Origin of the sequence: Pseudoalteromonas sp. GutCa3, from assembly GCF_002836155.1 — a bacterium.
In the GTDB taxonomy this organism is placed as follows: Bacteria; Pseudomonadota; Gammaproteobacteria; order Enterobacterales; family Alteromonadaceae; genus Pseudoalteromonas; species Pseudoalteromonas arctica.
Genome location: NZ_PJBK01000103.1, coordinates 186,141 through 202,008, shown reverse-complemented (window position 1 = coordinate 202,008; position 15,868 = coordinate 186,141). Strand labels below are relative to the sequence as shown.

Below are 15,868 nucleotides of genomic sequence, written 5' to 3'. Positions count from 1 at the left end.
AAAGAGTAATACGTTTTCGAAATGTTTCTTATTCTTAACCATACTGCTACCTTACTTGCACCCGCCACCGTAATCGTTTCCGGAACAGGAAGGTTTCATCTCTTGAGGCGGAGAATTTCCTGACGGCTCTCCCTGCACGGCCTTAACTACTGTTGATACAAGCTTACCTACTGCAACTGATACCACCGTCTGAACGACCTTACCTTTACTTTCAGTAGCAGCGTTAGCCGCGCTTCCAGCAGCATCACCAGCTACACCTGAAGCATCTCCATTCAAGACTGCATTAGCTACGTTAATAGCTTTGGATGCTGCCTGAGCTTGAGGGACCGGTACATAGCCCAAAACTTCACCTGCACCTTGAACTTCTTCAGAAGCAACAACATCGCCTACAAGTTCTTTAGTTGCCGTTAAGTCTTGCTTCAACTTTTGCTGAGCACTGCTATGTTGCTTAGCCCATGTTCTAAAGGAGTTTAGAGGATCTGACGTCTTGCCAGTTGGGTCGACAATATTAATTGGATCGTTATGCACGTAAGCATAAAGATTCATCTGATCTTCATAACCCACAGGATCAGTCTGAAGGAATCGACCTAGCTTTGGATGATAAATCCGTGCTTTGTAGTAATATAAACCTATTTCATATAAATATAGCTGCCCTGTGTAACCAAATCGACCTTGGTTTGTATCAGAACTAACGCCATAAACATCATATGAATTTGTAAATAGAACATTTGATTGACTATTACTAGCAGCAATAACACTCATATTATAGTTTTGATGTAAAAAAATACTGTCCGATAAGCTTGTGCCTGCTCCGTTGAACATAACCCAACTTTCATCAGTATATGACCCTGGAACGAATCTATTTACAATACTATTGTTAACATCATATTCAGCAATTACCCTCGAACCATCGTATAAAAATTGCTTAGTAACCCCATTTATTGTCATTTGGTAGAGGCGTCCCATTGGGTCATATTTAAATGAAGCAGAATCATACCCGTATAATGATACCAATCGGTTCTCATCATCATAAGTGTATAAGTAAGTATTATCGCCACTTGTGAAATTTCCATTAATATCATGGTTTACAAATGTTCCAGCTATATCGGTATACTGGTTCAAATTATTTACGCTGTATGAACCAACTTTATTATGATTTCCTTGATACCGGTACCCGATATTACTTACTTGATCCGTGACAATTTGATGTGCTGGATTATATGTTAAGGTTCGATTTACATCATATTGGTTTTGAGCGAAGTCTATTGATAGATTATCTAAGCGATTTATCTCATCATATGAGTATGAAGTTTTTGATCCACCATAGTATTGAAGATAGTCACGCATATTATTTGACTTATACTGTAAGGTGACTAATGTATTACCAGATTGATTAGTAAGAGATTTTACTCGATTCAGACCATCAAATTGGTAATTAAATGACTTGTTGTCTGGAAATGAAATTTGAGTACGATTTCCATTTTTATCATAACTATAATTAACAGTTCTACTATTTGTAGTACCATTGTATCCTTCACCACTGGTTGTTTTTACTAAATTACCTTGAGTATCATAAGTAAAATTTAAAGCGTAGCTATTATTATATTGGCCCTTAACGGCACTCGTCCTCAGCCCTCTTAAATCATATGAATAAACTATATTATCTGATGAATTAGGCATTTTTTTTAATGAAAGAAGGTTAACCTTGTCATAAGTATAACTTATGATTGCCCCATTTCTTTTTCGTTCTTCAATTAAGTTATCACTCATATCATAGGAATTAAATTCATAACTATAATCAGGGTATATAACTTTTTCTAACCTTCCTAAGTAATCATATTCATACTGTGTCGTATTATTTTTTGCATCTGATATATTTTTAACAAGGCCTGGTTGCTCGCTATAATATTCAACTTTTTTATACAATTGCTCAAGTACGGTGCCATAAGCTTTATGAACTTTGGTTATGTTGCCATAGCCATCATACTCATATTTTGTAACCCTATCACTGCCATATTGAGCGCTGCTGCTTGGCGTACAGGCATCGAGTGATGTATTATCAAATGTGCCAGAATTTAGCCTTACTGTTTCACACACGACTCTATCATATGCATCATAACTTATATGTGTAAAAGCAGTTGTATTACTATTAGAACCTCTTAAAGAAATACCCGTTTTTCGGCCATTCCCATCATAAAAGTTTACAGTTTGTGAGGTTCTTGAAAAACCACTCCAGTTTGCAGGGGTAATGTGTTCGTTTTGCCACGATGAAAGCTCTCCATTTTCAGTCTTAATAAGTAAGCCACTCGAATTATCATAGGTATATCGCACCGCAAGAAATTTTAATGATCCACTACTATCCGTCCCAGGAAGGATTTCCCCCACAATATTTCCACCAATATCATAACGATATGCAGTCGTATGTGGTTGGGCAACCTGTGAAGAAAGTGTGTTAAAAGAGATAATCAATAAAATTAAACCAAATGTTTTTATATGCTTTGTAATAGCCATTTTAATATTCTCTCCCTACGTTACAATCTGTGATACCTGATTCAGGTAAACTAACACCAATTCTATTTCCATATATGTTATATCGATAGCATATTGTATAAACATCAGGGTCATCTTCTGCAGACACAGATTCACCAATTAAAAAAAGGTTGTTTGATTGATTACCAAAGCCGTAGTGATATGTAGTAGTAATCTTATCCCCGTTTTCACAAATATTTGAACCAGACATATTACTAGCCCGACAAAAAAACTCAGAACTAATTAAATTTATGGTAGAAGGACTATTAACAATATTACCACCGCTATTTTTATATCTTGCCGTATAACTTTGAGAGGTGTATTGCACTTTTTTTATCTTATTATGTTTGTTGGCTGGATAAGTAGTTGTTTGAGGTAGACCCGAAGCGTATTGATATCTCGTATAAGTATATTCAGGAAAAACACCTAGAAAATTATTATAGTTACTTGATATGGAAGAGGGTTTATTACAGTTTTTAGGGCTACAATACGATGAAGGGTAGCTTAAATCTGTCAGAACACCATCTTTACTTATCTGCTCTAACCTACCCTTACTATCATATGAATAACTTATTTTAACACCATTAAGCTTATTTTCGATTTTCTCAACCTGGTTGTTTAAGTCATTACTAAAAAAAACATTTTTATCCCAAGATTTTATTTGAGTTGGCCCAGTGCTAATTTTTGCAGTATTTGAGTGGACTTTGTAACCCGAAACAACACTCGTTATCCCTTGATATGTATCGCCAATAGCAAAGCTTGTATACATGTTACTTTGTGAATAACCATAAGTAGTTCGTTCAGGTCCAAACGCATATGTAGTAGTTTTACTATTCAGAGTTGCTCTATTTAATATCCCGTGGTCACGATACTCTAACCAAGTAAATGGCGCTGAAGCTTCTACAGAAGCATAGTTTTTATATCCATAAGTTACTTCAGAACCATTCGGTTTAGATATCTTAACTATTCGAGGGAAATATTCGTCATTTAGGTTTGGCAGAATGTTAGTACCCGAATCGCCATATTGAAAGCCTTTTGAAAGGGCTTTATGATAGAAAACAGTCGTTCTTCCAAGATAGTCCGTTACTGAAAACACACTATTACCAATATAAAACGCTCTTGGCATTCCATCTGGCCAGTTATAATAGGCTGTAGGCCAAGTATTTGAGATATCGCAGGTATCAGTTAACAACGGACATATTTCTACTGCATTATTTAATGCAACTATTTTAACTGGATGCTTCGTAGACCATTCCAAAGAATTCGCATTAATATTAGAATTATTGGTAGCGCTTTGTTTGCTGGCTTCTAATGGTCTATTATGTACATTGTATATGTACTTTAACTGTAACCCATTATTTGTAGTGACACTTTTAATAGGACTCGATAAGTAATGGCCTTCTTTATGAATGGTAATGGTAAACCCATCAGGCCGAATAATTTCTTTCATATATCCAAATGGAGCATATGATTGAGAAATAGTGGATGGAATAGTATTTTGCATCCTATACTTCACCAAAGTTCCATCTTCTTTTGTCAGTTGGAATGTTTGACTGTCAATTTTTTCTAACGATACAGGAATGTCCCTTAGTTCTTTCAATTCTCCATTAGCCATAATTTCAAAATTATATGAACTCTCATGATCGAATACAGATATGACTTCGAATGTGCTAAAACCGTTGCTTGATTTACTATACAGCGAGCGTCGAATACCTCCGTAGAACTTATCTTTGTATCCGGGATTATAGGAATCTAAGTTTAAAACATCATTCGCATTGATTGATATTGTGTGTGTCAAACTTAAATTACCATGCCCGATACTAACATCTTTAATGGCATATGAAATCATCCCATTAACCATGTTTACATGCTTTCTATCAACGGCCGTATATATTGGTTCTCCTAGTTTAGGTCCATCATATGACGATGCAATAGATAATTTTATTGATAATAGAAAGAAAATTAAAATTGTAATCTTTAAATAATTTGACATGACGCTATTCCTTTTTTAGTTGCAACTTCCGATACTTACATTTTGTCTATTTCCAGCTTTATCATATTCAAAGTTTCTTTCACCATTAATACTATCTTTAGCACATACAAGCCTTCCTAACTCATCGTATTCATATTCAATCTCAGTGCTAGTGGCTAATGATGAAAAGTTAATGCTGCTAAGTGAAACACCGCCAGTATCATCCTCACCAGAAGTAGAAGCAAAAAAACGGATATCAGTTTCACCAGGGTAGAATTCAAAGTTTATTACTTGTGAGTTCCAATCGCTGTTATTTAAACTTTGTTTAGCTGCATCTATTTTCCAAATCTCTTTCCAATTCCCTTCATGGTAAACTTCGAGGCCTAAAACCCCTTTTTCTATACTTTTAGTTTGATACTCAAAACTGAGTGAGTTAGTGGTTACTTTATCTTTTTGTAATAAAGCCGACTTTGTGCTGTAAGCGCTTACACTGCCATTTTTCAAAAAGAATGTTTGATTTTGTTTGCTTTTACCTGACCGATTAAAATTAGCATTTGCTATTGATTTAATTGTAAATGATGACTTTCCGGCATTTTTGAAACCCGTCAAATTCTGGTCATCTTCAGATAAAGTTTTCGCATTAGCCGTAAAAGCCAAAGAAATTATTGTTAGACCTAGTGTAAGATTCATTTGATTTACTCCTTGTATATGGGGTCTAAATTTATAATATAATACCGAATTGTACCTGTAAACATAACTTTAAAAAATTGTAATCTCCCGTGGTCAGCGCCACTTAAGTCGAGATTTCGCGGTAGCTTGAGAATAGTGTGAATTTCAAGCAAGGTGTGGCGCACAGATTGAGATTTATTAATCAGAGTCCACCTTAAATTTAAGTAAGATTAGGTTTAGGTAAATATTCGAATGGTTGAAAATTAATTACATTAAGGCTTTAAAAACCTTAATGTATAAATACGGAATTTATGGGTAGGTGATTTCCGCTTTGTGCCATTAGGAGACATAGTTGTGGCTTGAAAAAACTGGATTTGACGATCTTGTTTGTCACCGAAGGCGACAGTCACGAGATTTTAATTTTTACCAGCCTACGACTAAAGCGGCCAGTCGAGACAATACTCATTAAGACAGCAGGTGCGACATTGCTGACATTAGCGATGTCGATATTCCAAGTCATGTTTATGTTCGGTTTGATCAGATCTGCCGCCTTTCAGTAACGACGGCTTCTATTGCAAATATGTTGTAAAAGCGGACAGTCGAATCGTTGAGGGACAACTATAGGTTTGTGCTATGTGCTAAAAAGTAGCCTTTTTTTTATGAACACTGACCCCATCGAATTGATATAAAGCATACATTAAGTTCATCAAACTTTAGGTCGATTAAGATTGATTAGTGGCGTGCTCTGAAATGTACTTCATTGTCTGCCATGTCATTTTTTACTGCGAGTTTGATTGAGTCATCAATTTCATTGGTAGATAGATTGTAAAGGCCACATAAAGAGAGGGCTTTTTTCACGTTGATTGAGGCGCCCAAATACTCATAAATAACGCGCGTACAAATTGGCATTCGTTCACCACTTCCGCTGACACCAATCTTCAAACCTTTTAACTGCGAGATCCTGTTCTTAAAGGTTGGAAATAGGATTGTTTGTGAAATTTCATGTTTAGTTAGTGATTCATAATCAACCATAAAAATACGGTCAACCAAAAAGCTCGCCATACCAAGATAAATGCAATGATACGCTTTATTGTGAGGAAGCTCGATAATTCTTTCAGTACGCTGGTAATAGACTTTTTGACCTTTTTTTTCAAAACATACTAGTGTTCTAAGCAGCTTACCCGGGTGAGCCATCGACATGTAATATTCGAAGTAGTATCCCAGATATTTGTCTAAATCATGGGTGCCGCTTTTTTCCAAGGCCTTTAAATGTTCATTTTCCGGATTTGTAATTACTGCTTCTTCCTGAAGCTTCGGGCGTACTTGGATCAGGAGTTTAAATTGATTGTGTGGCAGCATTATTTCAAATTCTTCAACACCAAAAAACTCGCAAATACGCAGCATGGTATTGGCGCTAGGTTTGTGTTGGCCATTTAAATAGCGATTAAACTGCGCGCGATTGAAGGAAAGGCGACGACAAACTTCAGCTATTGATTTGAAGTAGCTACAAAGTAGTTTGAGGTTTTTAGCAAAATCAACATGTGTGTTCATCACCAAGGTATTTGCCCTTCTAGATTAATTAATTGTCATTCTACTGTTCAATGGACCAAGACACAACGGCTGTTGCTTCGCTATTTGATGCTATAAGTGCATCAAATAGCGTCATTTTGGTTAGAGTTACGAAATAGCAAAACTAGACGGCATTTGCTTAAATGATGGCCTATTTATAACAATGATTACCAAACCACTTTTCACATCAAGTGTTTGGTTTATTAACTTTAGGTGAGCAAATGTTGACACGACTTGAGTCTGATTTATTAGGGGAAATGGAATTACCTGACGAGGTTTGGTATGGCATTCAAACACAACGAGCCCGTGATAATTTTTCAATAACGGGTATTCCAATTGGGCATTTCCCGGAACTTGTCGACAGTTTAGCCATGGTAAAAGCTTCCGCAGCCCATGCAAATAAAAAACTCGGCTTGCTCTCAGAGCTTAAAGCCAATGCAATTATTGCCGCGTGTGATGATATTCGCCAAGGCGATTATTACCATGCCTTTGTCGTGGACTCGATTCAAGGTGGCGCAGGAACATCCACAAATATGAATGCCAATGAAGTGATTGCAAATATTGCTCTGACAAAATTGGGCTATGAGAAAGGGAATTATAAAGAGTTACATCCAAACGATGATGTGAACCGCTGTCAATCAACCAATGACGTATACCCTTCAGCCGCGTGCTTAGCGATCCAATTGGCGGGTGATAATCTTATTATTGCTGTCGAAGCACTTAAAATCGGCTTAGAAGAAAAAGCCGAAGAGTTTAAAGATGTGATTAAGATGGGGCGTACGCAACTTCAAGATGCGGTACCTATGAGTTTGGGCCAGGAGTTTGGTGCCTATGCAGTAACCTTAGGTGAAGAAACCTCGCGTTTGCAAGAAGCGGGCAAACTGCTGTGTGAAATAAACCTCGGTGGCACAGCCATAGGAACTGGGATAAATAGTCATCGAGGATATTCCTCTCTTGCAATAAGTTACCTTGCCAAAATATCAAATAAGCCTCTGGTGCAAGCTTCTAATTTAGTTGAAGCAACGTCAGATATGGGCGCTTTTGTTTATTACTCAGGGATCTTAAAACGACTCGCGGTGAAACTAAGCAAAATATGTAATGATTTACGCTTGCTTTCGAGCGGCCCTCGAACGGGTTTCGGTGAGATAAGCTTACCTGCGGTACAGCCCGGTTCGAGCATCATGCCGGGCAAAGTCAATCCTGTGATCCCAGAAGCGGTCAATCAAACAGCATATCAGGTCATTGCCAGTGACTTAGCGGTCACGTTAGCCGCAGAGGCGGGGCAATTGCAGCTAAACGCCATGGAGCCCTTGATCATTTATAACATTCTAAACTCTATTAAAATGTTGGCATCAAATTGCGACATGTTAAACAAGCGTTGCATCAAGGGCATTAAGGCAAATGTAAGTCGATGTCAGGAGCATGTTTTAAATAGTATTGGTACCGTCACAGCCTTGGTGCCTTTAATAGGTTATGGCAACGCATCATCTGTCGCAGCCCAAGCACTTAGGGAAAACAAAACAATTCATGAAATAGTCCTTGAGCGCGGTTTAATGAGTGAAGAAGCCTTAACGGCGGCTCTGGACCCACGCTCAATGTTAGCCATGAGTTAAACCCAACATGAAAATACTCATTTTATATACAGGTGGAACGATAGGCATGAAGGCATCGGCTGATGGTTTTGTTCCTATGGAACATTTTGAGCAGTATTTTACAGATACGCTAAAAATGAGATGCAATACGGTTTTGCCCATGTTTGATTTTGTCAGCTTAGACATGCTTATCGATAGCGCGAACTTGGTGCCGAATAATTGGACCTTAATTGGCAATAAGTTATTGGCGTTATGGCAAGACTACAATGGTTTTGTCGTACTACACGGTACCGATACCATGGCATATACTGCATCAGCCCTGTCATTTATGTTTCAAGGAAACGACAAACCCATCATTATTACCGGCTCACAGATACCCTTATCTGAAAAACACAATGATGCTTACGAAAATGTCATACAGTCACTGCAACTCGCCACCTATTCAGACTTAAAAGAGGTGTGTATTTGTTTCAATGGTAAAATTCTTCGCGGCAACCGCAGCACTAAAGTTAAAAGCAGCGAGTTTGATGCGTTTAACTCGCCGAATTACCCCAGTCTTGGCGCTGTTAACGGTGAAATTCAACTACATAGCAATTTACAGAGGCTGCCTGAGGCGCTTCGGTTTTTAGTGCCCAAATTTGATTGTGATGCGGTGATGGTGTTACAAATATTTCCCGGTATTTCAGAAGTGGCATTTGATGGGATTTTTAATCAGAATCGCTTCAAAGCGATCATTATTAAAACATACGGTATGGGAAACTCTCCCAATGTAGACAGCCCATTAATGCGAATAATGGCACGAGCGGTCTCGCAAGGATTGATAGTTCTCAATGTTACTCAATGCATGCAGGGTGGGGTTAACCAGGAAACTTATTCCACTGGCAGTCATATGAAAAAGCTCGGTGTGATTGCGGGTAAGGATATGACCTTAGAAGCCGCATTCACTAAGTTACATTTTTTACTTGCAAGGGGCTTGAATACCGCAGAGATTAAGCAGCAACTTAATGTCGCGCTTGCCGGTGAGCTAAGTTATTAATCGTTAAAAGATACTGTGCTTTTATAAAAAAAGTTTTATAAGCTAAGAGTAACTAATATTATCTTTGAAAGAAATATAGACAGCGTTTAGAAAGCAAGCCCTGAGTATTCGTTGTGAGTAAAGTAACTCATTGCCTCGGAAGAAAACCGGTAATCATTAAAATGATGTTGGCACAATATTCGTATACAACGAGCACATAACCTAAACAATCTAAGTATAGATAATTAAGGTTGAGTGACTATATTTGGCACTTTCTTGTCGATCAATATCGCAAAAATCAACAAATGCTTAAGTCAGCTATCAGGCATTTTTTGTCTTTAACTAAGATTACTCAACGGCTCCTATACGTCATAACTTACCAGTCGCGATTGATTCAATCCTATGACCGTAATTCGCTCTAAACCGACTATCAGCCACTTACTTGAGATGCTATATTAAATATAACTTTAGCAAACTTAGAGATGTGTATGCCTAGCTATATTCAACCTAGTGCTAATCATAAATTTGTAGAGATGCTCAGCGATGGAAAAATTAATTTAAACTCAAATCCTTTGGATGAAATTGAATTGATCCAGCGTGGCTTAGATATAAAATGTGTTGAGAAATTTAGACTTGAGTTACGCTGGGATCAGCAATCGTTTACTAAGGCGATTGGTACAAATACAAAAGCTTTCGAACGCTATGTAAAGGAACATAAACGTTTAAATGTAACCTTAAGTGAAAATACCGTTGAATTAGCTCATTTGGCATCAGCTTGTATTGATTACTTTGAGAGTGTTGAACGGTGGACCACATGGCTTAATACACGCTCTTTGCAATTTAGTTCAGAAATGCCTTTGACGTTTGTTAACACTATTGCCGGACGGGAGTTGATCAAAAAAACTGTAGACAGCCTCAACCATGGTTATAATGCTTGAATTAAAATATCTCAGATGTCGCTTGATATTAGAATCTTCAAACTTACAAAGCAATATCACCAATATCATTAATTGGAAAACTCTGAAAACAGAGTGAGTAACCTTAAATATTATACATCTACTTTTAAATCAAAAATAGAATACTAGTCCTCAAATAAAGGGCTGGCATTCTATTACTACTCACTGCCTTTTCGGCAGAGTTACATTAACTTAAACATCGAATCGATTGTTTTTATCTTCAGCTGCCTATACGGCAGATCACCTTTATTTCGATGGCGCATGTAATCCAAATCCATTCTCAGCTGCCTACTCGGCAGGTCACTATAAAAGTAGCTAAGCTTATTTATATAATTCATATAATTAAAAAGCAAATTCAATTTTACCCATATTTTTATATGCTTGCTCAGAGGGTTCTGTTATCAACGGCTTATAATGAAGACATTAATAAAGGTTAATTACTTTCTATTAAAGGTGATAAATCAGGAACCGTGCCCTTAAACTTTTCATTTGAGGAAAAACCATAATTACTCAAGACTGGCTCTGCTTGGCAATCGGCATCTTGCTTTTGAATATGAAGAATATAATCTTCTTGTGAACTCTTACTAGTCATAGCTACCCTATGAAATATATCAATCTCTCGGGGAGCTTCGAGCTTTTTAGGATTAAAATCTTCACCTCTTGCTAATGCTCTTTTTTGCAGGCGCTTTAATCTTCTCCTACTTTCACCTGTGAATATTTTTGCTACCGACTGATTACGTATAAAACGTACTTCTTGGCAACTGTCAGGAACGGTTGAAATTTGGCTTATTTTAAAAAAGCCACAATCTTGCATGTCAACAAAGTATGCTTGCTCTTTAAGGCTGTTTAAAACCTCCATATCCTTATGAACAAAAGCAATTACATTGCCAATTGATGAGTCTGACCAAGCTGGAAACGTAACTCCCATTCCTTCAATGTTATGCTTTAAAATAAACCCATGCATGATAGAAATACAACGGCCAGTAAGCAGCGCTAGATTGGCTTGTTTTGGTAAAAAGTGGACTGTGAAGTAATACCTTTGCATAACTACGCCTTTTTAGCCTCTGCTTTTTTCTGGAACATTCCGCCCTTAATCAATACAGAAAATAAATAATAAATAGCTGGGTCTATATTTTCATTTTTATTAGTAATACAATTTTTAAGGGCTGATAAATACCATTCAGTATTTTTGAAAATAGAATAAAAGTTCTGCTCAGAATCGGGAGGACGTCGGGCAATGCCTATTTCTTTATCTGCACCAAACTCATGCACACGTAATCTTTTACTTGCATCCTCATCCCACCAATCATCAATTGACTGAAGCGCTGCACCTATTTTTACTGAATTAAAACTTACAGCGTAACGGCCATCTGCACACTTAGATTTTACAAACTGTTTTGAGGCCTCTCCTTGCTTAACCTTGTCGTTAAGGATTTGGCTTGGGTAAACCTCTTGGCAAAATGAGGCTTCTATTTTCGCGGTTATATCGGCACTCCAAAACACATTGGGATCAGTTAATGCGCTCTCAATTTCATTACTAAGCTCTTCCAATACTTTTTGATCATCAGAAGCCCACTTACTTTCCCAAGCTAACTTACGGGTGTTACCGATTAAATAACAACTCCCTTTGCTGGTTTTAATTTCAATTTGAGTGTTACCCGTGTTTTGATTACGCCAAAGCCATGTACCCAACAAAATATTTCGACAATATCTTACAGCTAACTCTTTATAACCCCCGCACTCTTTAAATGTTGTGGCCAACTCTTTTAATAAAGAGAAAATCTCTGGGTCACTACAGCCTGAAGGAGCCAACGAGTTAGCCTTTACCCTCAAAGAAAACCTGCAAAATATATGTTCCACATTTGGAGGCACATAACACTCTTCTAGAGTTAATATATTGTTATGTGTTAAGTCCTGAGGTGAGATGTTTTTTGGTAAAAACTGCGGGGTGAATGCTTCAGTAAAACCAGATTTAGGGCCTCGAATTTTATTAATATCAGCCTCTAGAGGAACAAAATCAGAGTCAGCCGTTTTATAAAAAAACACAGCTTTACCAGGGTAAAGCGAGCGGTCATATTTTAATATATTACATAGTTCCATTAAGTATTTTCCGGTTAAACTTTTTTCATTAGCATAAACTTTTCTTGTGCATCTAGCACCCAAAAAGCGCTATTAAAATAGTTACCAATACCTTTTAACCTAACACTAATGGCCGTTTCGTATTTCACCACTCCTATTGCTGGTTCAGCATAACAATGTAGCTTTTCAAGCGCTCCTACTCTAGCTTTGGCTTCAGTAAGTAACATATACCCCGTCATAGATGGGCTCAATTTAGAGTCGTTATTTAATAGCAAGAGTAGCGCATCTAAATCCTCTATTTTGTGCTCCGTTGGCATTACCCAGCAACCTGATAAAGGGAGTCGCCTTAACTTTTCAAATAACTGATTTTCATTACTATACAAACAGCACCAATTTACATTTGAAGTAAGCTCAGGCTGATGCATAACACCACCTGCAAAGTTAGATGGAAAATGCGCTTTCAAAATGTCAGGCTCACTATCTACTGCCTGTAAATCATCTTCATAACCATCAATGTGTATTATTAAATCAAATATCAAATCACAGTATTTGCCGTCAATAATTCCTGGTCGCTTAAGCTTACTTTGCTGAGCGCCTTGAAGGCTAAGTTCAGGAAGCTTTTTCCCTGCAACCGCAGCGTAATCCTTAATAAACCATGAAAAAGATGTGAATCGTACATTTGTCCTAAGCGCCTCATTAAGTTTTCTTTGGTAGCTATGAAGCATGCCCCAAACAGCGGTTAAAGATGGAATACCTGAGCAGTAAGGGTTCGATAACGCTTGTGCATCAAACACACGCAAGCCGCTTAAATGTAAATAACGAAAATGTTCTTCATCTACTTCTATCGGTTCATTTTTTTGATCTGTAAGGTTGATAAGTAGCCAATGTAAAGCTGCTTTCAAAGGGCTCATTAATTTAGGATGAAAAGCATACCTTTGTGTCATATGCACTTTGCCCAGCATCTCATTTAGTAAGCTAAATAAGGGAATAGTTAGCGAAGGGAGTTCATCGTCGGACAGCGATAGTATTTTATACTCTAGTTGGTCTGAAGTCCCCTCAAGCTGCTCTAAGCCAACTTCAGTCTCAATAATGCCTAAGCGCCACTCATATATAGGTGAAAACCACTCTAAAAGCGTACTTCTTACATCTCTAATATTTTTAACTTTTTGTTGTCTGCGTTGTTTAAGAGCCAAGGCGTTATTGCTAAATATAATACCCTCTAAAGCTTTAATGAATTCTGGTTTTAATAGTGCTCCAACGTTAAATACTGTTTGGCCATTGTTTAATTTAAATTGTCGAGAACTACTTAAACCATGATATTTATTTAGTATCTTAGGAGGGTAATTAAGTACATTAACAACCCCACCTAAGGAAGCAGCTAACAAACTAACAGCAGCAGGACGCGTAAACTCTACATTGCTAAATCGAGCTCGTTTATCAATTGCCGCCTGTTGAATTTTTGATTGAACAACATGGCTAATTACAGGCGTAACAGCTAAGTAACCATCATGATAAGGCATTCTAATTTGGCGAGAGTAGCGGTCAACAGAGTCGGGAATGGCCTCTTCAGGCAATGATTTTTTAACGGTTACACATAAGCTTTTAAATGCCTTAACGGATAACCCAAGAGAGGTAAATGCGGCTTTCCAGTTATCTGAGTTCGTAGCTAATACTTGTGCCAAACAACTGTCTTGATTTTGCCATTTAAAGTAACTAACAAATAATTTAGCAAAATTAACTTTAGCTGAGTCATGTGACCAGCCATAGGCTTTCGGATAGTTAGCACTACTCAAAACATAAGAATCTAGTAGTGGAGGCGCTACAGCTAAATTTTGCTTACTGACTCTAATATCAGGGTACTTTAAATTATGAGTATGAAACCACGCTATTTCCTTAATACATTTATTAATATGCTCTTCACTTTTTAAAGCCTGTTTTGCTAACTGCTTATCCAGCAAGTCATCAACTTGGTTTTTTCGGTAAGTCAGGTTTAATAAAATAATTAAAGTATTGCCTTCGCAGCCTGTTATATCAATCGTTGTTGTGTAAGGGTTAAAAGCACGACGTATCAACCTATCTCGCTCAGCGATGTCTGTAATCTCTAACAGTTCTTTTAAATGCATATACTCACCATGCCGACAAATACATTCTAGCTTTATCATTTCCAAAACTAGTTTTGTACTCTATAGCATGCCTTAAAAAAAACACGCCCTTATAGGGATTGATTCGCTGGTTCATTTTATGACGAAATGCCGTTTGCAAAATACCATCTTGGTACAACCTATAAACCTGTTCTACTGAAGTGCCTAACAAAGTTGCAGCCTCTAATACGCTTACCAATAAGTCGGCTGTGTTTGGTTTTTTAGCTTTAGGATTACCCTCAACCAAAGTAACTAAATAATCTAATAGAGCCCTATAAATAAAGTGAAGTTCTCTCTGCATTTGAGTACTGGGGCAAGCCAAAATAGCATCACCGAAAATAAACTTAAACTCTGTTTTATTAAACAGATCTATTAGCTTCATTTCTGCATTTTTACTTAGTTCATCAAGCTCTTTATAAAAAACTGCTGGCCACATACTAAAATAATCCACAGCGTCATCTAAACAAAAGTTATCTGTTTGAGAATACCGCCCCTGATACCAAAGAAGCGCAGCAAAGCGTTCTGTAAGAGTAGTGTTGTTAAATAGCGAGTGGCTATCATTGCGCTCACTTTTATCCAGCAATTTATTTAAATGCTCAATGCTTAATGCATTTACAGGCGAGGTACTAGCCCAAGTTAGCTCAAAACCGCATGAACAATGAGTGATTGACTCATTTTCTATGTAGTTAATTGGAGCGCAGCATTCAGGACAGTTATGAGCCAAAGTACACTGATGTTTAGTACATGCATCTACCCACTTTATGTGCCAGCTTTGTTTTATATAAGCTTCTTCTGCAAGACATTGTGGGCATACCGGAATCGAATCAACGGCTGCCTCGGTGTGATAACGAATAGATTTCTGGGGAATATCTACGCCATTTTTATATAAGGCAGCTGAGGAGTTAAATTTAATATCTGACTTTAACAAAGCCAGTTTTTGTAGCTCGTATCGAGGTAAATCTAATAATGTCTCGAGTAAACCTAAAGCCCGCATCCTAAAGTGGCTATTATGCTTGGCGTGGTATACGTTGAGTCTTTTTAAATCTATCGGGAATGCACCATGCGCCTCAAAATCAAGCTCATGTAGCTCTTCGCGAATAGCTAAGCTTAGCTCTTGATACGAATCGAAAAAATTCTCTGAAACGACCCGTAATAAGTAACTTTCCAACGATTCGTCAGAAAATGCCCGAGCCTTGGGAGAAAATAGAAAAGTCATCCAACACCTTGAAACTTAGAAATCCTAAGTCACAAGGTAAAGTCTTCTAGTATAAATTACAAGTCGATATCATTAATAAGCATAACCAAGACCCCCACTTCAGATAGTGGATACTAATTCAAAATAATAT

Annotated in this window: 11 protein-coding genes; 3 read left to right on the top strand and 8 right to left on the bottom strand. The window is 37.4% G+C overall.

Annotated elements, in window-relative coordinates:
* Nucleotides 1–51 precede the first annotated feature (51 nt).
* From CXF64_RS20505 to CXF64_RS20490, 4 genes are all read right to left on the bottom strand, one after another.
* Nucleotides 52–2,511 (bottom strand): RHS repeat domain-containing protein, encoded by a 2,460-nt coding sequence (locus CXF64_RS20505; protein WP_101217885.1) that lies wholly within the window; start codon nt 2,509–2,511, stop codon nt 52–54.
* A gap of 1 nt (nt 2,512) precedes the next feature.
* Nucleotides 2,513–4,522, bottom strand: coding sequence for a hypothetical protein (locus tag CXF64_RS20500; RefSeq protein WP_101217884.1), 2,010 nt, complete (start codon nt 4,520–4,522; stop codon nt 2,513–2,515).
* Nucleotides 4,523–4,537: 15 nt separating this feature from the next.
* Complete coding sequence (locus CXF64_RS20495; RefSeq protein WP_101217883.1) at nt 4,538–5,191, bottom strand: hypothetical protein; 654 nt, start codon at nt 5,189–5,191, stop codon at nt 4,538–4,540.
* Nucleotides 5,192–5,902: 711 nt separating this feature from the next.
* Nucleotides 5,903–6,721 (bottom strand): helix-turn-helix domain-containing protein, encoded by an 819-nt coding sequence (locus CXF64_RS20490; protein WP_101217882.1) that lies wholly within the window; start codon nt 6,719–6,721, stop codon nt 5,903–5,905.
* A 239-nt stretch (nt 6,722–6,960) separates the two neighbouring features.
* Here CXF64_RS20490 and CXF64_RS20485 point away from each other — a divergent pair, with 239 nt between their 5' ends.
* The 3 genes from CXF64_RS20485 (at nt 6,961) to CXF64_RS20475 (ending at nt 10,284) form a co-directional block, all read left to right on the top strand.
* Nucleotides 6,961–8,352, top strand: coding sequence for an aspartate ammonia-lyase (locus tag CXF64_RS20485; RefSeq protein WP_101217881.1), 1,392 nt, complete (start codon nt 6,961–6,963; stop codon nt 8,350–8,352).
* A 7-nt stretch (nt 8,353–8,359) separates the two neighbouring features.
* A complete protein-coding gene (locus tag CXF64_RS20480) occupies nt 8,360–9,367 on the top strand; it encodes an asparaginase (RefSeq protein WP_101217880.1) in 1,008 nt (335 codons plus the stop codon).
* 467 nt (nt 9,368–9,834) lie between these two features.
* Entirely contained in the window at nt 9,835–10,284 is a 450-nt protein-coding gene (locus CXF64_RS20475) for an antitoxin Xre/MbcA/ParS toxin-binding domain-containing protein (protein WP_101218017.1), read from the top strand.
* Nucleotides 10,285–10,735: 451 nt separating this feature from the next.
* Here CXF64_RS20475 and cas6f read toward each other — a convergent pair whose 3' ends face one another.
* From cas6f to CXF64_RS20450, 4 genes are read right to left on the bottom strand one after another with little or no spacing between them, the layout of a single operon-like run.
* Nucleotides 10,736–11,347, bottom strand: coding sequence for a type I-F CRISPR-associated endoribonuclease Cas6/Csy4 (cas6f, locus tag CXF64_RS20465; RefSeq protein ID WP_010554110.1), 612 nt, complete (start codon nt 11,345–11,347; stop codon nt 10,736–10,738).
* A gap of 2 nt (nt 11,348–11,349) precedes the next feature.
* Complete coding sequence (csy3, locus tag CXF64_RS20460; protein ID WP_101217879.1) at nt 11,350–12,402, bottom strand: type I-F CRISPR-associated protein Csy3; 1,053 nt, start codon at nt 12,400–12,402, stop codon at nt 11,350–11,352.
* Between the two features lie 14 nt (nt 12,403–12,416).
* Nucleotides 12,417–14,504 carry a type I-F CRISPR-associated protein Csy2 gene (locus CXF64_RS20455; RefSeq protein ID WP_101217878.1) on the bottom strand — a complete coding sequence of 696 codons (2,088 nt, stop codon included), beginning with the start codon at nt 14,502–14,504 and terminating at the stop codon, nt 12,417–12,419.
* Nucleotides 14,505–14,508: 4 nt separating this feature from the next.
* Nucleotides 14,509–15,738: a TniQ family protein gene (locus CXF64_RS20450; RefSeq protein ID WP_101217877.1), complete on the bottom strand. Its 1,230-nt coding sequence runs from the start codon at nt 15,736–15,738 to the stop codon at nt 14,509–14,511.
* Between the last annotated feature and the right edge of the window lie 130 nt (nt 15,739–15,868).

What these genes read in the sequence shown, in the direction of transcription:
- csy3 (WP_101217879.1), bottom strand. Translation starts at nt 12,402, where the DNA reads ATGGAACTATGTAATATATTAAAATATGACCGCTCGCTTTACCCTGGT.
- CXF64_RS20500 (WP_101217884.1), bottom strand. Translation starts at nt 4,522, where the DNA reads ATGTCAAATTATTTAAAGATTACAATTTTAATTTTCTTTCTATTATCA.
- CXF64_RS20485 (WP_101217881.1), top strand. Translation starts at nt 6,961, where the DNA reads ATGTTGACACGACTTGAGTCTGATTTATTAGGGGAAATGGAATTACCT.
- CXF64_RS20450 (WP_101217877.1), bottom strand. Translation starts at nt 15,738, where the DNA reads ATGACTTTTCTATTTTCTCCCAAGGCTCGGGCATTTTCTGACGAATCG.
- CXF64_RS20475 (WP_101218017.1), top strand. Translation starts at nt 9,835, where the DNA reads ATGCCTAGCTATATTCAACCTAGTGCTAATCATAAATTTGTAGAGATG.
- CXF64_RS20505 (WP_101217885.1), bottom strand. Translation starts at nt 2,511, where the DNA reads ATGGCTATTACAAAGCATATAAAAACATTTGGTTTAATTTTATTGATT.
- CXF64_RS20490 (WP_101217882.1), bottom strand. Translation starts at nt 6,721, where the DNA reads ATGAACACACATGTTGATTTTGCTAAAAACCTCAAACTACTTTGTAGC.
- CXF64_RS20495 (WP_101217883.1), bottom strand. Translation starts at nt 5,191, where the DNA reads ATGAATCTTACACTAGGTCTAACAATAATTTCTTTGGCTTTTACGGCT.
- CXF64_RS20480 (WP_101217880.1), top strand. Translation starts at nt 8,360, where the DNA reads ATGAAAATACTCATTTTATATACAGGTGGAACGATAGGCATGAAGGCA.
- CXF64_RS20455 (WP_101217878.1), bottom strand. Translation starts at nt 14,504, where the DNA reads ATGCATTTAAAAGAACTGTTAGAGATTACAGACATCGCTGAGCGAGAT.
- cas6f (WP_010554110.1), bottom strand. Translation starts at nt 11,347, where the DNA reads ATGCAAAGGTATTACTTCACAGTCCACTTTTTACCAAAACAAGCCAAT.